The sequence below is a fragment of the Lunatimonas salinarum genome (genome assembly GCF_017811155.1).
Classification (GTDB): Bacteria; Bacteroidota; Bacteroidia; order Cytophagales; family Cyclobacteriaceae; genus Lunatimonas; species Lunatimonas salinarum.
In genome coordinates, this window is record NZ_JACVCV010000009.1 from 1 (window position 1) to 25,220 (window position 25,220).

A 25,220-nucleotide genomic window follows, 5' to 3' on the forward strand; every position below is an offset into this window, starting at 1 on the left:
AAGAATTTTCAAAGATTTTTAACCGATTTTAAATTCCTACTGAATAATGCGGGTTAAAGTGATACTTCCCTCCCTACAGGTTGATTGCCATGCTTGTGACCTGCCTTACACCCTCATTGCTTCTATCTATGTAAAAATCAAATTGCCAAACAGTTTCACCCAAAGAATTTATTGCAACTTTGTTTCATTTTTTTATTTTTGTGCATTCGATTGGTCCAAGGAGGGATTTCTCGGCAATCAAACGCTATTCCCATGGCCACCGCATCCAAGGTACCTTCAAACAATTTGAATTTTAACTAGTTACCATAGCTTAAACCGGCAACTGTGAAAAATGTACTTCCACTCCGTAGGCGAATTGGATTTGGCATATTCATGCTGGTTTACTTTTTGGCTCTGTGCAACAGCAGTTTCTTTTTACATTCCCATTGGAAAAACGGACGTTTGGTGGCGCTACATGCCCACCCTTCCGCTATAGGTTCGGCGGATGAAGACAACAAAGAGCGGGATACCCATTCCAATGAGGAGTACGCATTATACGACCTAATCTACAATACTCCGGCACTGGAATTGGCTTTTTTTGAGTTTGGCATCCACAGAGAGGGCTCGGAAGTTTTGAAGTATTTTCCTGGAAGTTTTAACTTTTTCCTAAGCGAGCATACATGCTTTCATGACGTCAGGGGTCCCCCCTGCTTTGCACCCCATTTTGAATATTCGATAAGCACCTAATGGCAGCTTCGCTTGCTACCAATGCATTTTTCCGCATTGGTGCTGCTTAATTCCTACCCACTTACGATTCATCTGGTAAGGTGAAACGTCACTTTGTATTACCTATTTACCAAAACGATCATGGAAAGATATATTTTGATTATAAGCATGCTGTTAATCTCGGTTAGTTCATTAATGGCTCAACAAACCGGGAGTTTAAGAGGAATTTTAACCAGTCAGGAAGGTCCGGTCGTTCAGGCCACCCTGATGCTGCAAGGCACTAATTTGGGCGCAGTGACCGATTTTGACGGGAAATTCAGTATTGCAAATATTCCCGCAGGCAATTACAAGCTTCAGATTCGGGCACTGGGTTTTGCAACGACAGTCGTGGATCTACGTGTCGAGGCTGGAGAAACCACAGAATTTTCCAAAGAAATAAACCAAGACAGAATAGGCCTTAACGAGGTAGTGGTCAGCAGCAGTCGCTACGAGTTGGACAGAGAGGACGCACCGAGTGTGGTATCGGTAGTAGGCTCAAAAATCCTGAATGCGACCCAATCGGTATCAATGGTCGAGGGACTGAGTTATCAGCCGGGCATACGGGTTGAGTCCAACTGCCAAAACTGTGGGTTTACCCAGTTGCGAATGAACGGCCTAGAGGGCCCATACTCACAAATTTTGATCAATAGCCGACCGATATTCAGTACCTTGACTGGCGTGTACGGGCTTGAAATGATTCCGGCCAATACCATAGAGCGTGTGGAGGTGGTTCGAAGTGGAGGTTCCGCATTGTTTGGTTCCAATGCCATTGCCGGTACCGTTAATATTATAACCAAAGAACCAGTAGAAAATTCCTGGCAGATTGGTTCAAACGTTGGATTGATGAGGGGAGATATTCCGGACAATACCCTTAATTTTAATGGCTCGGTGGTAAGTGAAGACCTCAACAGCGGGGTGACGTTTTACGGAATGAAGCGGGATCGGGGTGGATTTGATGCCGACGGTGATGGGTTCACCGAGATCGTTCAGTTAAAGAACCTAACCTTTGGTACCAAGGCGTTTTATAAGCCCACGGAACTCAGCAAGCTCACCCTGGATATCAATGCCATAGACGAATTCAGAAGAGGAGGTGATCAGCTCGATTTACCACCCCATTTAACGGATATCGCGGAGCAATTGGATCACCATATCGTCAATGTGGGACTCACATACGATCAATTCAGTACAGATAGAAAGACAAAAGTGTCAACTTATGGTAGTTTGCTTTCGGGTGTTAGAAGGAGCTTTTATGGCGGCTTAGGTGGTGCACGAACACTGGAAGACAGTGTTGCGGCTGCCAGTGCGTATGGGCTTACAAATGATTTTGCAGGGGTTTTGGGAACCCAATTTACCCACAACTTTACCGGCAGGAATGTTTTTGTGGGAGGCGTAGAATACCAAGGGAATTCGGTAAAGGATGAAATTGCGGGATACGAGAAGCTGATCGATCAGAATGTACATTCTGTTGGCTTTTATGGCCAGTTTGAGTGGAAGGCCATGGATCGGTTGACGCTTTTTATGGGAACAAGGTATGATGTAGTCGATGTGGATGGACTCTACGAGATCGGTGACCTCATCCGTGATGTGGATTTTAATCGAGGTATCTGGAGCCCAAGGTTTACCGTACTGTATGAGTTGATCCCTGGAGCACAATTGCGGGGGGGATACGCCAGAGGATTCAGGGCTCCTCAGGCCTTTGATGAGGATTTGCACATTTCCTCCGTTGGTGGAGAGCAGCGCTTTGTTATTTTATCTGATGAACTTGGAATGGAGACTTCCGATGCGTTCACAGCCTCCCTTAATTTCGGAAGCAATACCGGACTTATCCAAAGTAATTTTCTTATCGAGGGATTTTATACCAAGCTGAACAACCAATTTCAGCGGGTAAATATCGGACAGCAGGCTAATGGTTCCTTTTTGGAAGAAACGAGAAATGGAAGTGGGGCGACCGTTTCAGGTGTAAACCTGGAGTACACGATTTCGCCTTCCCGTTACCTATCTTTTCAGCTTGGCGGAACGCTTCAAAACGCCTTGTATGATGAGGATGAGGTCTTGTTCGAGCCAGAGGAAGGATCGGTGGAATTTCCCGCAATCACCGTTTCAGAATTTATTAGAACGCCCAATACTTACGGTTTTTTGGCAGCCAATTGGACCCCAAACAAGGCTTTTACGTTGGATGTCACTGGAACCTATACCGGCTCGATGGTAGCACCTTTGGTAGTCAACGACGACGCGTTCATCGAATTGACTGAAACCCCCACGTTTATCGATGCCAATTTAAGAATGGCCTATAAGTGGCAGCTCAAAAACAAATTCAGCTTGGAGCTTAATGGAGGAGTGCAAAATGTGTTCGATAGTTTCCAACGGGATTTTAGCACCGGACCGACGAGAGATTCAGATTATGTATTTGGGCCAATGAGGCCTAGAACGTTTTTTATGGGATTAAAAATCGGTAATTTGCTTCCATGAAATCTGTTTTAATGACGTTGATGGTGTTGGTCCTGAGCAGGTATGTACCTGCTCAGGATTATTGGTTGGATTTTGAGCAACTGGAGGATTCACTTCGGGCTAATCCAAAGCCGGTATTCCTCTATTTCCAAACCGATTGGTGCTCTTATTGTCGAAAGATGGAAGCCGAGGTGTTTACCAAAGAGATCATCTCTACAGAACTTTCGGAGCATTATTATGCGGTGAAGTTTGATGCCGAATATCCGGAAGATGTGCTGTTTGACGGGAAGCGTTTTTCAAATCGGAATTTAAAAAAATCGAGAACTCCCTTTCATGATATCGCCCTGTTATTTAGCGGAGAGCAAAAGGCATTCGCCCCTCCTCTCATCATTCTATTGGATGAGCGATTTTTTATAAGAAAAAAAATTAATTCTTATTTGGATTCCAAGTCACTGTATACATTGTTATCGTCGCATAGGTAGGTCGTCGCTTTTTTAGTCCGTTTACGAAAAGAAGATTTATTCCCCTCAAGTCTATATTTTGTAACTCATGTCACTCGACCACCTGAATGAATCCGTTATATTTACCCGGACTCTTGAGAATGCAGCGCAACGATTCAAGTAAAACGCTTTTTTTTTGTTGGGTGAGCGAGTGGAACTAGGGCGTGATTTTGACAAATAGCTTATGGATGTAGAAATTTTATCTCGTATACAGTTTGCCTTTACCGTAGCCTTTCATTACATCTACCCTCCGCTAAGTATAGGTATAGGACTTTTGATGGTCGTTTTTGAAAGCATTTATTTCCGCACCAAAAAAGTTGAGTACGAAGTATTGGCAAAATTTTGGACCAAGATTTTTGCGATCACCTTTGGGATTGGCGTAGTTACGGGGATTGTGATGGAATTTGAGTTTGGCACCAACTGGGCTACCTATTCCCGGTATGTAGGGGATATCTTTGGAAGCGCATTGGCTGCGGAAGGCATCTTTGCATTTGCACTGGAAAGCAGTGCATTAGGGGTACTGCTTTTTGGTTGGCATAAGGTAAAGCCGGCGATTCACCTCGTAGCCACATGGGCCGTTTTTCTGGGATCCATGTTTTCGGCTGTTTGGATTGTAGTAGCTAATTCTTGGCAGCAAACACCGGCTGGTTACCATATTGTTGGCGAAGGCCTGCAGGCACGAGCCGAAATCACAGATTTCTGGGCAATGGTTTTTAATCCGTCTTCGGTAGACCGAATTACCCATGTCTGGCTTGGCGCTTTTCTTGCCGGTAGCTTTCTGATCCTAAGTGTGCATGCCTATTTCATACTCAAAGGTCGGTTTGTTTTGATGTCCCAAAGGGCATTTAAAATCACGTTGGTTGTGGCTGCTGTAAGTTCGTTAGCGCAACTAGTTACCGGACATCATTCAGCAGAAGGTGTCTCCGTAAACCAACCTGCTAAGTTAGCGGCCATGGAAGGGCATTTTGATGCTAGCGCACCGGCAGATCTGTACCTGTTTGGGTGGGTAGATAAAAAAAGCCAAAAGGTAACCGGTCTCGGACTGCCTGGTGGTCTGTCATTTATGATCCACCAGGATTTCAACGCACCGGTTACGGGCCTCAACGCCTTTCCGGAAGCCGATAGACCCTCTCAGGTGAATGCCGTTTTTCAGTTTTATCACTTGATGGTCGCCATCGGAATGTTTTTAATTGCACTGAGTCTATTTGCGTTGCTGCAATGGAAACGGGGTAAACTCTTCGAGCGAAAATGGCTTTTATGGACCTTTGTTTTTACAGCCATTTTGCCTCAATTGGCCAATCAGTTTGGTTGGTTTGCCGCAGAAATGGGTCGGCAGCCGTGGGTGGTGTATGGACTACTTAGAACGTCAGATGCCCTCTCAAAAAGCGTTCAGGCCAATCAGGTTTTATTTTCCTTGATACTGTTCTTTGTTGTATATGCTATCCTTTTTTTGCTTTTCCTGTATTTGATGAACAAAGCCATACAAAAAGGTCCTTCAAGCGAAATTGATTTTGATGAAGGCAGTTTGAGCAACGAGATTGTAAAGGTAATTTCAAAAAACTAAGGAGCGATGGAGACGTTATTTGGATTGGATTATCCTACCTGGTGGTTTTTGGTTGTTGGAGGACTGTTTTCTGGCTATGCGATTTTGGATGGCTTTGATTTCGGAGCCGGGGCATGGCATATGTTTTTTAAGAGAGACAGCAGTCGGGAGACCGCCTTAAAGGCGATAGACCCTACCTGGCATGGCAATGAGGTGTGGTTGGTTATAGGTGGTGGAACCTTGTTTGCTGGGTTTCCGGTTTTGTATGGCACCTTGTTTTCAGCCATGTACACCCCGTTTATTTTATTCCTTTTATTTATCATTTTTAGAGGGATCTCCATCAAGTTTAGAAACATGGAAGAGATGCTCTGGTGGAGAAGAATGTGGGATTGGGCTTATTCCATATCGAGTATCATGCTGGCCTTTTTACTCGGCGTAGTATTGGGAAACATACTCCACGGCATGCCATTGGATGAGAATTTTGAATACATCGGCAAAGGATTCTTTGAGTTCTTAAACCCTTTTTCTGTGTTAGTGGGTATGACCAGTCTTGCGCTCTTTATGATGCATGGAGCCGTTTATTTATTGTTGAAAACCAAGGGGCAGTTATACAGCAGAGTTCAGGGGTTTTTGAATAAGGGGATGGCTTTCTTTATCGTCTCTTATTTAATCACGACGGCCTACGGTTTATACACGCTCGATCATCTGCTATCGGAGTTTAAAGCAAACAAGGTCTTATTTACCATTCCCGTTTTGGCATTTTTAAGTATCGCCAACGTCCCTAGGCTTGCAAGCAGGGAAAAGTATGGTTGGGCCTTTGTTTTTACTAGTCTAACCATCGCCTTACTATTAGTGATCGTAGCTTTTGAACTGTATCCAACGTTGCTCTGGTCCAATGACGTGACTGAAAATAGTATCACTATCTACAACGCTGCTGCGTCAACAAAAACGCTTAAAATTATGATGGGATTTGTAGCGGTAGGTGGGCCATTGGTGGCTTTATACAGCTATTTCGTGTACCGCACTTTCTGGGGAAGGGTGGATGCCGAGTCAGAAGGGTATTAGCGCGATCTTCGATAGCGCACTTATATAATCGAATCATCTGAGGAACAGATCCAGCTCGTGAAACGCCTCAAAAAAGCAAAAGGAACCCTCCTACCCTAATCTAAACCGAATCGGAAGGTATAACCAGGCAGTTGTTGGATTCCCATAAATGGTACGGGCGGGAACGAAGCCCCCAGTGTACCGCTCCAATACCCGCTCCACTTCTTTGACCAAACTAGGGTCTGAGGATTCACGGTTTAAAATGAAACGTTCCACTAATTTCCCCTCCTCATCAATTCTCAGTCCAATCCAGATTTCTCCTTCTGTCCGCGTATTTATGGCAGATTGGGGATAGGAAAGATTTTTGCCTAAAAATTCCTGCCAAACCTTAACGCTAGGTAAACTAGGTTTAAAAATATCTCTGTCTACCGTTTCCTCTTCTCCGCTAGGTGCTACAAAGGTACCTTCGCAGGGCATTGAACCATTACAAACCAGGTCCAGCACCACTATTTCTTCCACCACTACTTTGGTATGTTTGGCATTGTCCTTCCTGTAGTTGAACTGCGTATAAACAGGGGCACCATCCACGGAATAATGGGTTTCTTCCTCCCAAAGCGGCTCATCTGGTACCGACTCCTCGAAGAGTGATTTTTTCACCGAAACCAGCGCATAATTCAGGTCATAGGTTTTTTCTACCAATTCTCCTTCGGAGGAGACAGTCACGATTTTGCTGTAGGTGTGATCATCCGCTCCAGATTCTGTGGGCAAAAAATGCATATCTAGGTGGATGATTTTTCTTTCCTGCGCTTCGGCGTTACCGGCAAACCCCAAAAATCCAAGGCATAATGCCAAGCCGAAAAATTTCCACGAACTAATCATATCCCTAAACTAGTCCTAAAAGAACAAAATTCCAACTATAAACTTATTTCTACCGCGTAGCCAATGCCTTCTGAAAGGGGTTCAGGATAGGGTTTCTTATTCGCAATTATTGGCAACGAGTAAGGTTTTGAAAAGCGTAAATTTTCTACTAAAAATAAATATTTATTGTATTTTAATAAATATTTGCTGATATTTGTTTAATCAAAAAGCTAACGCATATGAACCGAAAAGAAGCTTGGAAAAGTAAATGGGAGAATCAACCCCTACTGATGTTGCTCACCGTTGTGATTTGGGGCATTTTTATCGGATTATGTATCAAGGCAGGGGCCTTGTTGTTCACCACAGTATATAGCCTTTATGATCCCTTGGTGGCACAAAACCTGTACAAGGGCTTGGATATGTCGGTCCTTCGGGAATGGCATACGGGGTATTACCTAGCGGCCATGTCTTTACTGCTGGGAATTTTGGTGGCTAAAGCCTATATTTTCCTTTTGGTGATCCGTATTTTCCTGAAGATTGACCTGGTTCATCCCTTTAGCAGGGAGGTGTCTGTTCTTATTTCCCGAATTGGGGAAGTTACTGTACAGGTGGGCCTTTTGATTATCGTGACGTCAGGTTATCTAAAATGGTTATCGTCCCAAACAATGCATAGCCCTGCTGTTGGCGGATTCTTGGGAGGTGCCTTTGAGTATTTAATCATGGGCGCAGTGATCTATGCCATTGCGTTGGTCTTCAAGCGGGGTGTAGAGATTCAGGCTGATAACGATTTAACAGTCTAACTATGCCGATAGTCGTAAATTTGGACGTCATGATGGCGAAACGGAAGATGTCTTTAAACGAGCTCTCCGAAAAGGTAGATATAACCCTCTCCAACCTATCCATCCTGAAAACAGGCAAAGCGAAGGCTGTCAGGTTTACCACCTTGGAAGCGATCTGTAAAGCATTGGACTGCCAACCCGGTGATATATTGGAGTATATTGCAGAATAAGGGCACCCCTGTTCCATTCATGTCACCTACCGATTTGGTACTATGTGGTTAGCAAATACCGCAAAATAGCGTATGGACCCTTGCTAACAGACTAGTTACCCCAACACGATGAAGTCAAAAATCTTTTTTGATTTTTTAGAATTATTTCCTTTACCTTTGCATTATATCGCCAAGGATATACCCTGTAGATGAACCACTTAAAGCGTTTATTCCTTTCACTGATCACCACTTCGGGGGCGTGGCATATTTTTATCTTGGCCATGTTGATCGGATTGCCTGTCTCGGAAGGCAGTCTTTTTTCAGTGGATGCATTTAGTAATCAAGGCTATGTACTGATTTCTGCCCATGAATCAGAAGATCAATTTCCGTCTGACCTACCGGTCGGAAAGGAAAACGAAAGTCAGCAAGAAGGTGAGTCCGAGGTAGAAGATACCGAATCGCTTGACTACTTTTTATCTTCCGGTCAGCTTCGTCTTAAACTATTAAATCAGGAATTTCAGGCTAGAAGCAATGCTATAAACCGGAAAGTCCTCTCGATTTTTAAACCCAAGCTGTATGTTCTCTTCCACACGTGGAGGAGCGAGTTAAGCTGAATTTTTCTTCCACCCTATTTTCTACTCCAGCAGTAGTTTTACAGTCATTCCCTTGCGAAGGTAACTTCCGGTGAGGTTGAATGCCCTTATTTCCCTTTTATCAATTAATCAACACACTAACGAAATCGGGCCTGCCTACAGAACAGGCAGGCATTCCGATAAACCGGGATAAGTTGTGGCAACTTCAAAACAATTATAGAAAGATGAAAATTTATTTTTCGCTCATTTGGATTATAGCAATCCAACTAACGAGCTGCAATCAGCATGCCCACACGGAAAAACACGAAGCGGGCAATTTCATGATTACCAGTCCTATCCAAAAGGATACTGTGATCCATCACGAATACGTCAGCCAAATCCGTTCCATTCAGCACATTGAATTGAGAGCCTTGGAGAAGGGATACCTTCAAAAGGTCTATGTAGATGAAGGACAAGCCGTTAAAAAAGGTCAGGTTCTCTTCCAGATCCTGCCGATCATTTACCAAGCCGAAAGAGCCAAGGCGGCGGCAGAAGTCTCCTTTGCGGATATTGAGTTCCAAAATACCAAAGCGCTCGCCGATAGTGGGATAGTTTCCAAAAATGAGCTTGCCTTGGCGAAGGCAACGCTTGAAGTCGCCAAAGCGGAGCTGGCATTAGCCAGTGCCCACTTAGGTTTTACCGAAGTAAAGGCTCCTTTTGACGGCATTGTAGGCAGATTCAATGAAGTCCGTTTGGGGAGTTTGGTAGACGAAGGGGAGTTACTGACCACCCTGTCTGACAACCGGACCATTTGGGTGTATTTTAACGTGCCGGAGGCAGAATATTTTGATTACGCCACGAAACCCAAACCTTCAGCACCTACTCCGGTAAGCCTACGTCTTGCCAATAATCAACTTTACGAGCTAGATGGTAAAGTCGAAACCATCGAGGCGGACTTCAACAACGAAACCGGAAATATCGCTTTTAGGGCAACGTTTGAAAACCCAAAAGGCATCTTGAGAAATGGGCAGACCGGAAATATCTTGATGCCCGTAGACCTGCCAAACGCCCTGCTAGTCCCCCAAAAGGCCACTTTTGAGGTTTTGGACAGAAAATATGTCTATGTAGTCGATGAGGATGGAATAGTCCAAGCCAGAGAAATCAAGGTGGGGTCGGAAATGCCCCATTTATATGTGGTTCGTGAAGGCCTCGCAGCAGGCGACAAGATTCTGGTTGAGGGACTTCGAAAAGTGAAGAGTGGGCAAAAAATTCATTTCCATTTTACGGAAATGTCCAAAATCATTGCTGAACTGCATCAGCTATATGCCGAGTAAGTAGGGCCCCTAAATCGAAACAAGATGTTTGGTAAATTTATTCAACGACCTGTCCTGGCTATATCGATTTCTTTGGCGATCGTATTTCTGGGCATACTGGCCATCAACACAAGACCGGTCTCCCAGTTTCCAGATATTGCCCCTCCAAGGGTTAATATTTTCATCGCCTATCCCGGTGCTAGCGCCCAGGTATTGGTAGAATCAACGCTGATTCCACTGGAGCGTGCCATCAATGGTGTGCAGGGTATGCAGTATATTACGTCTGATGCAACAAGCGCCGGTGAAGCCACGGTTCAAATTATCTTTGAACCGGGTACAGATCCCAATGCAGCAGTAGTGAACGTCAAAACCAGGGTGGATGCCATTATGAACAATCTACCTCCTTTGGTACAGCGGGAGGGGATCATCATTACGCCCATACAGCCTAGTATGTTGATGTATGTAAACCTCTACAGCACGGATAAAAACGCGGATGAAAAATTTCTCTATAACTATGCCAACGTCAACGTAATTCCGGAACTACAGCGGATAAGTGGCATGGGACGGGCGCAAATCCTCGGTAGCAGAACGTATGCCATGCGTATTTGGCTAAAGCCAGATAGGATGCGGGCCTACAATGTATCTACAGAAGAGGTGTTGGAAGCTATGGAGGAGCAAAGTATCATCGGCCGTCCAGGACGATTAGGCCAAGCCTCTGGCAAAACCGCCCAATCCTTGGAGTTTACACTTACTTACAAAGGCAGATTTAATAAGCCGGAAGAGTATGAAAACATCATTGTAAGAGCGACTCCGGAGGGAGAAATTTTGAAATTAAAAGAGCTGGCCGAGATAGAACTGGGCAGTGAATTCTTTGACATCTACTCCAACAAAGACGGGTATCCTTCTGCTTCTATTGTATTGAAACAAAACTTTGGGACAAACGCCAGTGCCGTAATTGCCAAGACTAAGGAAAAACTCGATGAGCTAAAAGCTGACTTTCCTCCCGGGATGGATTATGAAATCAATTATGACGTATCCAAGTTTGTAAATGCTTCCATCGACAAGGTCATGCATACCTTGATTGAGGCGTTCATCCTGGTAGCCTTGGTGGTGTTTATTTTCCTTGGGGATTGGAGGTCAACCTTAATTCCGATTATTGCCGTTCCGGTTTCCTTGATAGGCGCATTTGTATTTATGCAGCTTTTTGGGCTGACGATCAACCTCATCACCCTATTTGCCTTGGTATTGGCGATTGGAATTGTGGTGGACGATGCCATCGTCGTGGTAGAGGCCGTGCATGCAAAAATGGAGGAGGAGCACCTGAAACCTTATCAAGCGGTCAAAAAAGTATTGGGTGAAATCAGTGGAGCTATCATAGCGATCACTTTAATTATGACGGCTGTTTTTGTTCCAATTGCGTTTATGACCGGGCCAGTGGGGGTATTTTACAGGCAGTTTTCCATCACCATGGCCAGTGCGATTATTTTGTCCGGAATTGTAGCGCTTACCCTGACTCCTGTACTCTGTGCCATGATTTTGAAAAACACCCATGGTAAGCCAAAACGAAAAACCCCTATCAGCATTTTCATTGATTGGTTTAACAGAACCTTTGAAAAACTTACCGGCAGGTACAGCAGGCTTCTGGAACTAATCGTCAACAGACGGGTGGTGACTTTTGGGCTTTTGGCAGCGTTCGGTTTTGGCATTTTCGGTATTAACCAAGCCCTTCCAACGGGATTTATCCCCAACGAGGATCAGGGTCAGATATATGCCATCATACAAACTCCTCCGGGAAGTACCTTGGAACGAACCAACGATGTGTCCAAGCAATTGCAGGCCTTGGCCGAAGAAATTGAAGACATTCAATCAGTGACTTCTTTGGCAGGGTATGAAATTTTGACCGAAGGTAGGGGTTCCAATGCCGGTACCTGTTTGATCAATTTGAAAGACTGGGACGATAGGAAGCATTCCGTTAAGGAAATCATCGAAGAACTGGAAGAAAAAACCCAAGATCTCGGCGCAGTAGTGGAATATTTTGAGCCACCCGCGGTTCCGGGCTATGGATCATCAGACGGGTTTTCCCTACGACTGTTGGATAAAAATCCTTCGGTTGATTACCAAGAGTTCGATCAGGTCAACATAGCATTCATGGATGCTTTGGGCAAGCGCAACGAACTGAGTGGTCTTTTCACTTTCTATGCAGCCAATTATCCGCAGTATGAAATAGAAATAGACAATGAAAAGGCCATGCAAAAAGGCGTTTCTATCGGAACAGCGATGGAAAACCTGAACGTCTTGATCGGTAGCACCTACGAACAGGGATTTACCCGTTTCAATACCTTCTTTAAGGTCTATACTCAGTCTAGCCCTGAATACCGAAAACTGCCCTCGGACATCCTGGATCTGTATGTAAAAAATGACAAGGAGGAAATGGTGCCTTATTCTTCATTTATTACCCTCAAAAAAACCCAAGGGCCGAATGAGATCACGCGTTTCAACCTATACACTTCTTCTTCCATTAGAGGGGTGCCGGCTCCGGGATATACGACTGGAGATGCCATAGACGCTATTCGGGAAGTTGCCGCACAAAATCTGCCAGTGGGCTATGATATTGCTTGGGAGGGACTTTCTTACGATGAAGCAAGCAGGGGAAATGAGGCCATATACATTTTTGTGGTGGTGTTGATCTTCGTTTATCTCGTATTGGCCTCCCAATATGAAAGTTTCATCCTACCCCTATCTGTCGTGCTTTCACTTCCAGCGGGTGTGTTTGGGTCCTTCCTTTTGTTAAAGATGATGGGACTTGCCAATGATATCTACGCGCAGATTGGATTGATCATGCTGGTCGGTCTGCTGGGAAAAAACGCCGTGTTGATCGTAGAGTTCGCCGTTCAAAAACACAATCAGGGTGCAACGGTTTTGGCCGCGGCCATCGAAGGAGCCAAAGTGAGGTTTAGGCCCATCCTGATGACCTCCTTTGCCTTCATCGCAGGTTTGATACCACTTGTCCGTGCTACGGGCGCTGGTGCGATTGGAAATAGGACAATCGGCTCCTCCGCTTTGGGCGGCATGCTGTTGGGTACCATCTTCGGTGTCATCATAGTACCCGGACTTTACTATGTCTTCGGAAGAATGGCGGAGGGCCGAAAACTGATTCAGGGAGAGGATGAGAACCCGTTGTCTGAAGATTTTGTAGAAAACAGATCTGAAGCATCCCTGATCAAAAAAATCAAAAAACTCAGGGTAGTTCTTAACGCTGCACAACGAAAAAACAAGCAAGATGAAATTTAAGCCAAAAATCCTATTCATTTGGGGCGGAATACTGATGTTTGCCCTTTGGGGCTGTAAAACCCCGCAGATAGCCACCAAAACGGAAAATAAGTTTGTTCCGGAGAGCTATTTGGATTCCCTAAGTGCGCAAGGCGGTCTTTCCAGTACCAACTGGAGGGAATACTTTTCAGACCGGCACCTGATTGCACTGATTGACACCGCCTTGGCCAATAACCAGGAATTGAACATCCTGATGCAGGAAATTGAAATAAGCCGCAATGAAATCCGCACAAGGAAGGGAGAATATTTACCCTTTGTCCACATTGGGGCGGGAACTGCTACAGATAAGGTAGGCCATTACACCCGATTTGGGGCCTTGGAGGAGCAACTTGAGATTAAACCGGGGAAAGCGTTTCCGGAACCATTCTCCGACTTATGGCTAGGAGCTTCGGCAAGCTGGGAGGTGGACATTTGGAAACGGCTAAGGAATGCCAAAAAATCAGCATTGAACCGGTACCTGGCAAGTGTGGAAGGGAGAAACTTCATGGTAACCAACCTGATAGCCGAAATCGCAGATGCCTATTATGAATTGCTCGCATTGGATAACCTGCTGGAGATCATCAACCAAAATAGGGATATTCAATCCAGTGCCTTAAGGGTAGTCCGGCAGCAGAAAGATGCCGCAAGGCTTACCCAATTGGCCGTAAACCGCTTTGAAGCTCAACTATTGAACACGCAGAACCTGCAATATGAGCTGAAGCAACGGATAGTTGAAACGGAGAACCGCATAAACTTCCTTACAGCGAGGTTCCCAAGCAAGGTAGCACGCAACGCAGCTGACTTTATGAATATCCAAGTAGAGGCCATTGAGACAGGATTACCAGCTGAGTTATTGACCAATCGGCCGGATATTAAACAGGCGGAATTTGAGTTGGCAGCTACCAAATTGGATGTAGAGGTAGCCCGTGCCAACTTCTATCCTTCTTTAGGCATATCCTCGGGAGTTGGTTTTCAGGCATTTAATCCCAAGTTCCTGATCAATCCGGAATCCCTCTTTTACAACTTGGCGGGAGATCTGATGGCACCACTCCTCAACAGAAATGCGATTAAAGCGGCCTACTACAGTGCCAATGCCCAACAGCTGCAAGCGATATACCACTACGAACAAACCATCCTGAATGCCTATGTGGACGTATTGAACCAGGTTTCTAAATTGGCCAACTTTTCCAAAAGTTATGAAACCAAAAACAGGGAGGTGGAACTGCTCAAGCAATCCATTGGGATCGCCAACAACCTATTCAACTCCGCAAGGGCGGACTATGCAGAAGTATTGCTGACCCAGCGGGAGGCACTGGAGGCCAAAATAGAGTTGGTTGAAATCAAATCCAAGCAGCTAAATGCCAAAGTAAATATATACCGAGCTTTGGGAGGAGGATGGCAGCTGAATTGATCAAATGAAAAGCCAAGTAAGTTTTCTTTAACTTACTTGGCTTTTTAAAGTCGAAGCGGTAAATTATTTCGAAGAAAAAGCCATTTTTGATGAAATGAAGATTCTAATTATTGAAGACGAGCCGGGGATTTCGGGTTTCCTTAAGCAGGGACTGGAAGAAGAGTCCTTTTCCGTAGATGTGGCTGAAAATGGAAACGAGGGACTGGAACTGGCCTTAAATGGAGATTATGATTTACTATTGGTGGACTGGATGCTTCCTGGAATCAGTGGAATTGAACTGATCAGAAATTTCAGAAAACAATTTCCACATACTCCGATCATCTTTCTAACGGCAAAAGATACACCTGAGGAAGCCGTTTTTGCGCTTCAGCAGGGCGCCAATGATTTCATTCGGAAACCGTTTCATTTTGAGGAACTTATAGCGAGGATAAGGGTGCAGCTCCGGTCCTCCACCGGAGAGCAATCCACCTTTACATTGGGGCCAATTACCTTATATACAGATCATCATAGAGTCGAAAAGGAAGGTAAGGAGATCGTACTTACCCAAAAGGAATTCGCTCTCTTGGAATACTTGATCAGAAATAAGGGAAGAGCTTGCAGGCGAAGCAGAATCATAGAAACTGTCTGGGACATGCATTTTGATTACGATACCGGGGTGATTGACGTTTTTATCAATTCTCTGCGAAAAAAACTGGGCTTCAATAAAGAGGACAATTATATTCAGACTATCCGAGGTATAGGCTACATGGCCCAAGAATAATGACACTGAACTATAAAAACAGAATTTCACTCCGCCTTATCACGGCCTCTGCGTTGATTGTGCTGATGGCATTCCTGTTGATTTATTTGGTTGTTCATTGGACTATATTGAAAAGCGTTGATGAAAGCCTATCCAACGAAACCAAGGAGCACCAAGGTCAGATTTCCATTGTCGACCAAGCTGTGCGATTTATCCACAAGGGAGAGTGGGAAGAAAGAGAACATCAACAGGTCCAATTCAATCCCATTTTTATAGAAATTGTCAATGCACAAGGTGTTTCCTTGGACAAATCACCTAACCTGGGCAAGAATCACCTTATTTTTAGGCCGGACTTTTCCAATCCAAACCAAGGCTATAACGTCAGATTTGATGAAATTGATGTCCGGCAAATGCAAATCGGCCTAAAAAGAAAAGAAGAAACGGTGGGATACCTGTTGGTAGCTACCTCTTTTGAAAATGAAAGCCGGCTATTGAGAAACCTCCAAAAGATTCTCTTTCTTTTATTCCCATTTATCCTCCTATCCCTATTTCTGATTTTGAGATTTTTAGCCGGGAAAAGCATTCAGCCAATTCTTGATATCACGGAAAAGGCCAAAAATATTTCCCGTCAAAACCTGAATCAACGTATTCCTCAGCCCAAGCATCAGGATGAAATCATGGAATTGTCGGTTGCCATCAACAAACTTTTGGAAAGACTCGAGAACGCCATGGAGAGAGAGCAACAATTCACCTCAGATGCCTCGCACGAACTGCGCACGCCATTGGCTGTTCTGAAGGGAAACTTTGAGGTCTTGGTACGCAAACCAAGAAGCCCGGAAGAATATGTATCCAAAATCCATACAGGCTTGGATAAAATCAATGAAATGATTGATATACTAGACCAGTTATTGATACTGGCTAGACTGGAAAAGGAAAAGATAACGCTGCATGAAGTGGATCTGACCTACTTGATTCAGGATTCAGTGAGGCATATACAGGAAGTGCAAGCCAATCGAGAGATCCTTATTGAAAATCAGCTTGGGAAGCCAATCTATGTATTATCAAACGAAAAGGCACTTTCCATCATTTTTCACAATCTTTTCGAAAATGCCCTCAAATATTCTCCAAAGGAATTCCCTGTGCGGGTTCGATTGAAGGAATCGCCAAATGGCATTGAAGTTGACATTTGTGACGATGGGATCGGCATCGATGCAGCACAAGTAGCCATGGTTTTCAATCCGTTTTTCAGGGGAGACAGTACCCGGTTAGGAAGAATTCAAGGAGTCGGTCTGGGCCTATCGATAGTCAAAAAGCTATGCAATGACCTCAAATTGGAAACCCGTATAAAGAGTCAAAAAGGAAATGGCACCACGTTCACGTTGCTTTTTTCTAAACCCCTTCTGCAATCTTAAGCAAATCTTAAGAATTCCTTAAGTTGCCCCTAAGATGCCTTGGTTAGCTTTGGTCTTCAGAACCAAGTCATCATGTTAGACAACATCATACGCTGGAGTTTAGGGAATAAACTTATCGTATTTCTCTTTATCCTTGGCCTTATTGGCTTTGGGACTTACTCACTGACACAGATTCCCATAGGCGCTGTTCCCGATGTAACCAATAATCAGGTGCAGGTAATCACCACTTCCAGAAATCTTTCGACCGAAGATGTGGAAAAATACCTGACCTATCCTATTGAATTGGAAATGGTGAACCTTCCAGGGGTAAAGGAAATCCGCTCCATTTCCAAATTTGGACTTTCGGTAGTGACCATTGTTTTTGAAGATAAGGTAGGCACCTACCTGCCCAGGCAGTTGATCGCAGAAAAGATCAAAACAGCCGAACAAAATATCCCTCCGGGCTTTGGGGAACCCTTTATGGGGCCCATCACCACCGGCCTTGGGGAAATATTCCAATACATCATCGATGTAAAGCCGGGATATGAGGATAAATACAGCTTAACAGACCTTCGAACCATTCAGGATTGGATCGTTAAGAGGCAGCTTTCCGGAATACCTGGGGTGGTAGAAGTAAATACTTGGGGTGGTTTTTTGAAGCAATATGAAGTTGCCGTGAGCCCAGAGAGGCTAAAAGCCATGAATATTGACCTGACTCAGGTATACAGTGCGTTGGAAGAAAACAATGCCATTGCCGGAGGAGGGTACATAGAAAAAACCAACGAATCATTTTTTATACGGGCCGAAGGCCAGGTAAAAACCTTGGAAGAAGTCGGACTGATTGTGGTAGATACCAGACAAGGGATGCCCATCTATGTACGTGACCTCGCAAAAGTAGGCTTTGGACATGCTAACCGCTTCGGAGCCATCACGGCAAATGGTCAGGGTGAAAAAGTACTTGGCCAGGTTATGATGCTCAAAGGCGCGGATTCCAAGGCTACCATAGACCGGGTCAAGGCTAAATTAGATCAGATTGCACCATCGTTACCGGAGGGAATCGTTGTCAATGGTTTTTTGGATAGAAGTGACCTTATAGATAAGACCACTTTTACCATTGCGGAAAACCTGATACTGGGTTGTTTAATCGTGGTATTTGTGGTGGTTTTATTGCTTGGAAATTTTCGGTCGGGTTTGGTGGTTTCTTCCGTCATTCCCTTGAGCCTCTTTTTTGCACTGTCCATGATGTATGTCTTTGGCGTCGACGCCAATTTGATGAGTTTGGGCGCGATTGATTTTGGGATCATCATTGACGGCGCGGTGATCATCGTTGAATTCATCGCTTTTCAGCTTAGCGCCAAGTATGGTTCATTTGTGGGACTATCCAAGAGAGAAGTACAGAAGCAGAAGGATAAGATCGCCATGGACAGTGCCTCCAAGATGATGCATTCGGCTGTATTTGGTCAGATTATCATTATCATCGTTTTTATTCCCATACTTTCCTTATCCGGGGTAGAAGGAAAAATGTTCGGTCCCATGGCCCAGGTTTTCAGTTTTGCCTTATTGGGAACCATGCTGTTGGGCCTGACTTACGTGCCTGTCGTATCTTCGCTTTTCTTGAAGGCTACAGATCCGAACAAAAGAAATATTACCAATAGGCTGATCGATTGGATCAACAGCCTATATCAGCCCTCCATCGAGTGGGCATTGGAGCAGAAAAAGACCGTTTTGGCCATGGCCATAGCGCTTTTGACAGTCTCTTTTGGAATTTTTTCGAGAATGGGAGCAGAGTTTATTCCTACGCTGGATGAAGGCGACTTTGTCATTCAGCCGGTTCTCAAAACCGGAACGACCTTGTCCAATACCATTGAAATTACCACAGAAATCGAAAGAATCCTCTTAGAGTTTCCAGAAGTAGACCAGGTAGTCAGCAGAATTGGAGCTGCTGAAATTCCTACCGATCCCATGTCCATGGAGGAGAGTGACATCATTGTAACCTTAAAACCCCGAAAAGAATGGACTACGGTATCTACCAAAGATGAGCTGGCAGATGCATTTAAAGAATCCCTCTCGGTAATTGCAGGACTGGAATTTGAATTTACCCAGCCCATAGAGATGCGATTTAATGAGCTGATTACTGGGGTTAGGGCCGACCTGGCGATCAAAGTCTTTGGGGAAGACCTCACGATTCTCAACCAAAAAGCGAAGGAAATCGAGGCTGCTATCCAAGGAGTGGAAGGAGCCGCAGATATTATTGTGGAAAAAACCGCGGGTCTGCCCCAAATGAAAATAGTGTATGACCGGGAAAAAGTCGCCAAATACGGCATCAATATCAGTACGCTTAATGATATTGTCACCATGGGATTTGCGGGAAAAACCGCCGGAACGGTGTTCGAAGGGGAGAAACAGTTTGACCTGGTTATCCGATTTGCCGGAGAATTCAGACAGGACCTCGAGAATATCCGGCAAGCAACCATTAACCTTCCAAACGGCAGTTCTCTGCCCTTAAGTGAATTTGCAGCCATTTACCTGGACAAAGGACCCGCAAAAATCTCGCGGGACGGATCCAGGAGGAGAGTGGTCATTGGCGTCAATGTAAGAAACCGGGATCTGCAGTCGGTAGTGACGGATATTCAACAAATTATCCAATCGAAAGTGGAGCTACCGGAAGGCTATTTTATAGACTATGGAGGACAGTTTGAAAATCTCAACATGGCCAAGGCGAGGCTACTTATTGCCGTTCCGATCGCTCTTGGCCTGATATTTCTGCTTCTGTTTTTTGCCCTCTCCTCCATCAAAGAGGCACTGATGATTTACACCGCCATACCTTTCTCGGCGGTCGGAGGAATATTACTGCTTTATTTGAGGGGAATGCCTTTCAGTATTTCAGCAGGAGTTGGTTTTATCGCCCTGTTTGGGATGGCCGTTCTTAATGGCATCGTATTGATAGAGCATTTCAAAGAACTCCAGAAAGAAGGCATTCAGGACATGAAATCCCTGATTTTAAGGGGAACAAAAGAAAGACTGAGACCCGTGCTGCTCACCGCTGCAGCCGCAGCCATGGGTTTTTTGCCCATGGCTATCTCCACTTCTGCCGGAGCGGAGGTTCAGCGGCCTTTGGCAACCGTCGTGGTGGGAGGACTGATATCGGCCACTCTCCTTACCATGATTGTGCTGCCTGTATTATACACCATGTTCCACCCTAGCAAAAAGAACCATGAACTTCCTGTATAAGACAATCTACCTCCTTTTGGCCTTAGTTCTTGCTTTTCCTGCCGATTCCTATGCCCAAACGGCTGCATTAAGCCTGAATGATGCCATCGAACAGGCCCTACTGCAAAACCTCGGTCTGAAATCTGCTCAACAAAAAGTAGAAGCGGCCCGTGCAATGGTTCCTATGGGATTTAATTTGGATAAGACCGAGGTATTTTACCGCCATGACCAAAACGACATTGCCGAAAATGGCTATGCCAACCGAGTGCTGGGTATCGGTCAAAGCATGCAATTCCCCACCATTTACGCGAGTCAACGAAGGGTCTTTCAAGATATCCTATTGGTAGAGCAGCAGCAATTTTCCCTCACCCAAAACCAGATCATCAAGGAAGTCTCGCAGACCTACTATACCATCGTCTATCTGCAAAAACTCGAAGACAATTACCGCTTTCTGGATAGCCTCTACCAGCAGTTTTCCCTTGCAGCGGAGCGAAGGTATGAGCTTGGGGAAACCAATTACCTGGAAAAACTCACTGCCAGGAGCAAAATGCGTGAACTCGCTGTGAGGTTGGCACAAACAGGGGAAAGCAAGGCCCAAGCCTTTGTCAGGCTGGAACAATTGATCCAGATGGGAAAGGATATCGAGATTCCAGAACAGGAACTTTTGCCCCTTCCTATCCAAACCATGGATTGGGAAAATCATCCCGGTATGCGGTATTTCCAGGAATCCGTTAATCTGAAAGAAGATAATCTGTACCTGGAAAAACAGCGCCTATTACCGGATCTCCATGGGGAGTTTTTTAGGGGAACAAATACCGGCCCAAATGCCAGGGTGTACCCCGGATTCCAGGTCGGGGTTTCGGTTCCGCTTTGGTTTGGTGCACAAAAAGCCAAAATCAACGCTTCCAAGTTTGAGCTCTCCGAGGTCAGTTTGGCATCTGAGAATTATTCCTTTCAACTTGAAAATAAAAGAAAGCAGCTTGAAATCGAACTACGCAAATTTCAGGAAGCCATATCCTTCTACAACGACGAAGGGAAGCAGCTCAGCAGGCAGCTTGTTACACAGGGCGATCTGGCATACAGAGGAGGTGAAATCGACTTCTTCCAATACGTCCTACTCATCGAGAACTCAAGAAACATCGAAGTTGACTACCTGATCAATCTGCAAAGTTATAATATGACTGTTTTGGAGATCAATTACCTTATCAATCCCTGAACTATGAAAACGCATTCTCACCTATCCTTCCTTTTTGTTCTTTCCCTGCTTGTTTTATCGGCGTGTGGAAAAGGCAATGATCAATCCATTGAGATCGATCAGGAAGGAGACCCCAATGAAATCATCATCAACCAGGTGCAGTTTGAAAAGGCCAAGATGCAGTTGGATTCCCTTGCTGACCATGTTTTCGCGGATGCAATCCTCACCAATGGAACGGTCAGTATCCCCGCCGAAGGGCGCTTTGAGGTAAGCTCCTATTTTGGCGGAAATATTGTTGTTTTCGATTTGTTGGTAGGACAAAAGATCCAAAAAGGACAGGTTCTTTTTACGATTGAAAATCCGCAGTTTGTTCAAATGCAAAGGGACTATTTGGATGCCATGAGCCAACTCTCCTATCTTAAATCGGATTACGAGCGGCAAAAGACACTTAGGGCAGAAAACATTTCCTCCCAAAAGAACTTTGCAAAGGCAGAATCGGACTACAAAAGTACCTTGGCCATCACGGAAAGTTTACGAAAGAAGCTCCAAATGGTGAACATCGCTACTACCGAATTGGATGCCTCCAAAATCACCTCCAGGGCAAATATCTATGCTCCCATTTCCGGCTATATTGAATCCATCAACGTCAATCAGGGTACCTATTTAAACCCCTCCGACATTGCCCTGTCTATTATCAACAAGGACCATTTGCACATCAATCTCCATGTTTTCGAGCAGGATGCAGTCAGCCTGCAAGCCGATCAGCTGGTCACTTTCTACTTGCCTGACAATAAGTCCAGGGAGTTTAAGGGGAAAATTTTCCTTCTTGGTCAATCCATCAATGAAAAAAGAATGCTCAATGTTCATGTTCACCTTGATAATGAAAAAGAGGGAGAATTGCTTGTTCCGGGAATGTTCATCGAAGCGAAAATTGGCATTAAGAGTAACAAAAAAACGGCACTGCCAACTTCTGCTGTCATTAATTCAGATGAGGTAAACTACGTACTTGTCTTGGACAAACAGGAAAATGACCTCTATTATTTCCAAAAGGTCAAGGTGGATATAGGCCTGCAGGATGACAAGATGGTGGAAATCCTTAATGCAAACGACTTTGATACCAACGCCCTCTTCCTTACTAATGGGGGATTTCAGTTGATAAAATAAGTCGTCCTGCACACATTCGATTCCCCGGCTATCACCTCCATTCGTCCCGTTGTTTACGCTATTCCGGCCATCATCCCTTTTTCTGCAATAGGGAACCACTGCCGGCATTCGTAAATCTGAGAGGGTTTTATCCCGGACAAAGGCGAATAATCGAACAGTTTTTTTTACATTGTCAGGTATGACAATTTTTAAAATATATGGATTACAAGGGTCTCAGTGATGAAGAAGTAATTGCCAGCCGAAACAGTTTCGGAACGAATGGCATGGGTGATCAGGCTAAAAATCCGGTTTGGGGGATTCTACTTGAGATTATTAGCGAGCCCATGTTTATTCTTTTGGTCGTGGCGGCTACAATTTATTTTTTGGTAGGGGAAAGTACGGAGGGAATTATCATGTTGGTTGCCCTAGGCTTGGTTTCGGGAATTTCTTTGGTCCAGGAAAGAAAGAGCCGTAAGGCGGTGGATGCCTTAAGGATGTTGTCAAGCCCAAAAGCCCGGGTATATAGAAATGGTAAGCTGATAGAAATCCCAACCGACGAGATCGTGGTCAGGGACCTGATTCTGGTGGAAGACGGTAACCTGATTCCAGCAGATGCCAGAATCATCGAAGCGCATGATTTTTCGGTAAATGAAAGTATCCTGACAGGGGAATCCCTTTCCGTTGCGAAGGATCACCTTTCCGCGTCGCCCCTTATTTTTCAAGGAACTTTAGTAGACAGCGGAAACTGTATGGCCGAGGTTCAGGCTATCGGGAATAAGACCGAGCTGGGGAAAATCGGAACCAGTCTGGAACGTATCGAACAGACCAAAACACCCCTTCAAACCCAGATAAAGCGTTTTGTCAGGAATATGGTCGTATTCGGGGCCATCGCATTTTTATTGGTATGGGGAATCAATTACCTTCTTTCAGAAGATATTCTAAGTGCGCTGATGCAAGGATTAACGCTGGCCATGTCCATCCTTCCTGAGGAAATTCCGGTTGCCTTCAGCACATTTATGGCTTTGGGTGCCTACAGGTTGTATAAAAGCAGCATCATTGCCAAAAGCCCTTATACCGTCGAAACACTGGGGGCGGCCACCGTGATCTGTACCGACAAAACCGGCACCCTTACAGAGAACAGGATGGAACTTAGGGCTATCTTTGATTTCCATTCAGATAGCCTTCAGAACTTCACCGAAGGGAATCCGGTATTCAGTCCAGCCTTGGAGTATGCTTTATGGTCTTCGGAAATCCTTCCTTTTGACCCCATGGAAAAATCCATTCATTCTTTTTACAGGGACCTAGCTCCAATAGATGAAAGGGAGAATGCCAGCATGCTCCACGAATATCCGCTGAGTGGAAAGCCACCGATCATGACCCACGTATTCCGAAAGGGAAGTGGTGAGAAAGTAATTGCGGTCAAAGGAAGTGTGGAAGGAGTGATGCGCCAATGCCAACTGACGGAGTCGGAGAAACATCGGATTAATACCCGGGTGGAAAATTTTACAGCCCAAGGATATCGGGTGTTGGCCGTGGGAAAAGCCGATCCGGAAATCGCCCAATACCCCCAAACCCAACAGGAATTCGAATTTTCTTTCATTGGGTTACTGGCGTTTTATGATCCACCAAAAAAGAATATTCCCGAAGTCCTTCAAAGTTTCTACGACGCGGGAATTGATGTAAAAATGATCACGGGAGATTATGCTCAAACCGCCTCTTCGATCGCTTCTCAGATTCGCCTGCATTCGCCTGATTCCGTGATTACCGGTGAAGAAATCATGTCCCTAGATCCTTCGGAATTGAAACAAAAGGTAAAGCAGTACACCGTTTTCGCCCGAATGTTTCCCGAAGCCAAATTCAGGATTGTGGAGGCTTTGAAGTCAAATGGCGAAGTAGTGGCGATGACGGGAGATGGAGTCAACGATGGTCCGGCGTTGAAAGCAGCGCATATTGGCATTGCGATGGGCAAGCGGGGAAGCGAAGTGGCGAAGGGTGCAGCAGCGCTGGTACTCATGGATGATGACCTTGGGCACATGACCGAGGCAGTGGCCCTGGGAAGAAGAATTTACGAAAACCTAAAAAAAGCCATCCAATACATCGTATCGATCCATATCCCCATTATTCTGATTGTATTGCTGCCTTTGGTGCTTGGTTGGGAATACATCAATCTCTTCTCGCCCATCCATGTCATTTTCCTTGAATTGATCATGGGACCTACCTGCTCTATCGTTTTTGAAAATGAGCCGATTGAACCTGATTCCATGTCGAAGCCTCCCCGTAAGGTAACTCAGACTTTTTTTTCCTGGCCCGAACTCTCGATTAGCGTATTACAAGGGCTCATGATTACAGGGGCCTGTCTGGGGCTGGGGTATTGGTTGATGAAGGGAGGGGAGTCGGAGGAGACTGTCCGCACAGTAGTCTTTGCTACGTTAGTATTCAGCAATATCTTTTTAACCTTGGTCAATAGGTCTTTCCATCATTCATTCCTAAAAACCTTGAGGTATCCCAACAAGCTCATTCCGCTGATTCTCGCCACCTCACTTTTTTTGCTTGTGATTATCCTAACAGTGCCCTTGGTTCAATCTGTTTTCGATTTTGAGGCTGTAGGTATGGATACCGTATTGCAAGCTTTGGTAGCTGCGATAGTCGGAGTTTTTTGGATTGAGGGTTGGAAGGCATGGAGAAGAAGGTCACCCAACTAGCTTACCCACTCAAACGAGGAAACCGCTTCCCTCCCCAAATACCTCGACTTCCTGTGCGGTGTTCGCTTTTTTACTTGTCTATAATTGATTTTCAATGGTCAGAACACGTA

Annotated in this window: 18 protein-coding genes; 17 read left to right on the forward strand and 1 reads right to left on the reverse strand. The window is 45.0% G+C overall.

Annotated elements, in window-relative coordinates; all coding sequences use genetic code 11:
• Positions 1 to 324 precede the first annotated feature (324 nt).
• The 5 genes from IAQ59_RS12190 to cydB all read left to right on the forward strand — a co-directional run bounded on the left by IAQ59_RS12190 (position 325) and on the right by cydB (position 6,300).
• Complete coding sequence (locus IAQ59_RS12190; RefSeq protein ID WP_209331099.1) at positions 325 to 726, forward strand: hypothetical protein; 402 nt, start codon at positions 325 to 327, stop codon at positions 724 to 726.
• 120 nt (positions 727 to 846) lie between these two features.
• Complete coding sequence (locus IAQ59_RS12195; RefSeq protein WP_209331100.1) at positions 847 to 3,213, forward strand: TonB-dependent receptor; 2,367 nt, start codon at positions 847 to 849, stop codon at positions 3,211 to 3,213.
• Positions 3,210 to 3,674: a thioredoxin family protein gene (locus IAQ59_RS12200; RefSeq protein ID WP_245189573.1), complete on the forward strand. Its 465-nt coding sequence runs from the start codon at positions 3,210 to 3,212 to the stop codon at positions 3,672 to 3,674. The genes IAQ59_RS12195 and IAQ59_RS12200 overlap by 4 nt, the downstream gene beginning before the upstream one ends.
• Positions 3,675 to 3,876: 202 nt before the next feature.
• Complete coding sequence (locus IAQ59_RS12205; protein ID WP_209331101.1) at positions 3,877 to 5,256, forward strand: cytochrome ubiquinol oxidase subunit I; 1,380 nt, start codon at positions 3,877 to 3,879, stop codon at positions 5,254 to 5,256.
• A 6-nt stretch (positions 5,257 to 5,262) separates the two neighbouring features.
• Positions 5,263 to 6,300 carry a cytochrome d ubiquinol oxidase subunit II gene (gene cydB / locus IAQ59_RS12210; RefSeq protein WP_209331102.1) on the forward strand — a complete coding sequence of 346 codons (1,038 nt, stop codon included), beginning with the start codon at positions 5,263 to 5,265 and terminating at the stop codon, positions 6,298 to 6,300.
• A gap of 90 nt (positions 6,301 to 6,390) precedes the next feature.
• Here the strand turns inward: cydB and IAQ59_RS12215 are convergent, their stop codons facing one another.
• A complete protein-coding gene (locus IAQ59_RS12215; RefSeq protein ID WP_209331103.1) occupies positions 6,391 to 7,131 on the reverse strand; it encodes an energy transducer TonB in 741 nt (246 codons plus the stop codon).
• Between the two features lie 245 nt (positions 7,132 to 7,376).
• On the opposite strand from IAQ59_RS12215, the gene IAQ59_RS12220 reads away from it, so the two are divergent.
• The 12 genes from IAQ59_RS12220 to IAQ59_RS12275 all read left to right on the forward strand — a co-directional run bounded on the left by IAQ59_RS12220 (position 7,377) and on the right by IAQ59_RS12275 (position 25,110).
• The gene (locus IAQ59_RS12220; RefSeq protein ID WP_209331104.1) at positions 7,377 to 7,937 is read left to right on the forward strand and encodes a DUF2975 domain-containing protein; all 561 of its coding nucleotides are present in this window, start codon (positions 7,377 to 7,379) and stop codon (positions 7,935 to 7,937) included.
• 2 nt (positions 7,938 to 7,939) lie between these two features.
• Positions 7,940 to 8,146: a helix-turn-helix domain-containing protein gene (locus IAQ59_RS12225; protein WP_209331105.1), complete on the forward strand. Its 207-nt coding sequence runs from the start codon at positions 7,940 to 7,942 to the stop codon at positions 8,144 to 8,146.
• A gap of 188 nt (positions 8,147 to 8,334) precedes the next feature.
• Positions 8,335 to 8,739 carry a hypothetical protein gene (locus IAQ59_RS12230; protein WP_209331106.1) on the forward strand — a complete coding sequence of 135 codons (405 nt, stop codon included), beginning with the start codon at positions 8,335 to 8,337 and terminating at the stop codon, positions 8,737 to 8,739.
• A gap of 203 nt (positions 8,740 to 8,942) precedes the next feature.
• Positions 8,943 to 10,031, forward strand: a complete 1,089-nt coding sequence (locus tag IAQ59_RS12235) for an efflux RND transporter periplasmic adaptor subunit (RefSeq protein WP_209331107.1) — start codon at positions 8,943 to 8,945, stop codon at positions 10,029 to 10,031.
• Positions 10,032 to 10,055: 24 nt separating this feature from the next.
• Positions 10,056 to 13,301 carry an efflux RND transporter permease subunit gene (locus IAQ59_RS12240; protein WP_209331108.1) on the forward strand — a complete coding sequence of 1,082 codons (3,246 nt, stop codon included), beginning with the start codon at positions 10,056 to 10,058 and terminating at the stop codon, positions 13,299 to 13,301.
• On the forward strand, positions 13,291 to 14,730 hold the full coding sequence (locus tag IAQ59_RS12245) for a TolC family protein (RefSeq protein WP_245189574.1): 1,440 nt from the start codon (positions 13,291 to 13,293) through the stop codon (positions 14,728 to 14,730). The genes IAQ59_RS12240 and IAQ59_RS12245 overlap by 11 nt, the downstream gene beginning before the upstream one ends.
• A gap of 94 nt (positions 14,731 to 14,824) precedes the next feature.
• Complete coding sequence (locus IAQ59_RS12250) at positions 14,825 to 15,490, forward strand: response regulator transcription factor (protein WP_209331109.1); 666 nt, start codon at positions 14,825 to 14,827, stop codon at positions 15,488 to 15,490.
• Positions 15,490 to 16,881: a sensor histidine kinase gene (locus IAQ59_RS12255; RefSeq protein ID WP_209331110.1), complete on the forward strand. Its 1,392-nt coding sequence runs from the start codon at positions 15,490 to 15,492 to the stop codon at positions 16,879 to 16,881. The genes IAQ59_RS12250 and IAQ59_RS12255 overlap by 1 nt, the downstream gene beginning before the upstream one ends.
• A gap of 72 nt (positions 16,882 to 16,953) precedes the next feature.
• Positions 16,954 to 20,091, forward strand: a complete 3,138-nt coding sequence (locus IAQ59_RS12260; RefSeq protein ID WP_209331111.1) for an efflux RND transporter permease subunit — start codon at positions 16,954 to 16,956, stop codon at positions 20,089 to 20,091.
• Positions 20,075 to 21,286, forward strand: coding sequence for a TolC family protein (locus IAQ59_RS12265; RefSeq protein ID WP_209331112.1), 1,212 nt, complete (start codon positions 20,075 to 20,077; stop codon positions 21,284 to 21,286). Before IAQ59_RS12260 ends, IAQ59_RS12265 begins: the two co-directional genes overlap by 17 nt.
• Before the next feature lie 3 nt (positions 21,287 to 21,289).
• Positions 21,290 to 22,429 (forward strand): efflux RND transporter periplasmic adaptor subunit, encoded by a 1,140-nt coding sequence (locus IAQ59_RS12270; protein WP_209331113.1) that lies wholly within the window; start codon positions 21,290 to 21,292, stop codon positions 22,427 to 22,429.
• A 197-nt stretch (positions 22,430 to 22,626) separates the two neighbouring features.
• On the forward strand, positions 22,627 to 25,110 hold the full coding sequence (locus tag IAQ59_RS12275; RefSeq protein ID WP_209331114.1) for a cation-translocating P-type ATPase: 2,484 nt from the start codon (positions 22,627 to 22,629) through the stop codon (positions 25,108 to 25,110).
• Positions 25,111 to 25,220 lie beyond the last annotated feature (110 nt).

Bases quoted from the DNA above. Each gene is read 5' to 3' on its own strand.
- IAQ59_RS12195 (WP_209331100.1), top strand. From the start codon at position 847: ATGGAAAGATATATTTTGATTATAAGCATGCTGTTAATCTCGGTTAGT.
- IAQ59_RS12200 (WP_245189573.1), top strand. From the start codon at position 3,210: ATGAAATCTGTTTTAATGACGTTGATGGTGTTGGTCCTGAGCAGGTAT.
- IAQ59_RS12205 (WP_209331101.1), top strand. From the start codon at position 3,877: ATGGATGTAGAAATTTTATCTCGTATACAGTTTGCCTTTACCGTAGCC.
- cydB (WP_209331102.1), top strand. From the start codon at position 5,263: ATGGAGACGTTATTTGGATTGGATTATCCTACCTGGTGGTTTTTGGTT.
- IAQ59_RS12220 (WP_209331104.1), top strand. From the start codon at position 7,377: ATGAACCGAAAAGAAGCTTGGAAAAGTAAATGGGAGAATCAACCCCTA.
- IAQ59_RS12225 (WP_209331105.1), top strand. From the start codon at position 7,940: ATGCCGATAGTCGTAAATTTGGACGTCATGATGGCGAAACGGAAGATG.
- IAQ59_RS12230 (WP_209331106.1), top strand. From the start codon at position 8,335: ATGAACCACTTAAAGCGTTTATTCCTTTCACTGATCACCACTTCGGGG.
- IAQ59_RS12235 (WP_209331107.1), top strand. From the start codon at position 8,943: ATGAAAATTTATTTTTCGCTCATTTGGATTATAGCAATCCAACTAACG.
- IAQ59_RS12240 (WP_209331108.1), top strand. From the start codon at position 10,056: ATGTTTGGTAAATTTATTCAACGACCTGTCCTGGCTATATCGATTTCT.
- IAQ59_RS12245 (WP_245189574.1), top strand. From the start codon at position 13,291: ATGAAATTTAAGCCAAAAATCCTATTCATTTGGGGCGGAATACTGATG.
- IAQ59_RS12250 (WP_209331109.1), top strand. From the start codon at position 14,825: ATGAAGATTCTAATTATTGAAGACGAGCCGGGGATTTCGGGTTTCCTT.
- IAQ59_RS12255 (WP_209331110.1), top strand. From the start codon at position 15,490: ATGACACTGAACTATAAAAACAGAATTTCACTCCGCCTTATCACGGCC.
- IAQ59_RS12260 (WP_209331111.1), top strand. From the start codon at position 16,954: ATGTTAGACAACATCATACGCTGGAGTTTAGGGAATAAACTTATCGTA.
- IAQ59_RS12265 (WP_209331112.1), top strand. From the start codon at position 20,075: ATGAACTTCCTGTATAAGACAATCTACCTCCTTTTGGCCTTAGTTCTT.
- IAQ59_RS12270 (WP_209331113.1), top strand. From the start codon at position 21,290: ATGAAAACGCATTCTCACCTATCCTTCCTTTTTGTTCTTTCCCTGCTT.
- IAQ59_RS12275 (WP_209331114.1), top strand. From the start codon at position 22,627: ATGGATTACAAGGGTCTCAGTGATGAAGAAGTAATTGCCAGCCGAAAC.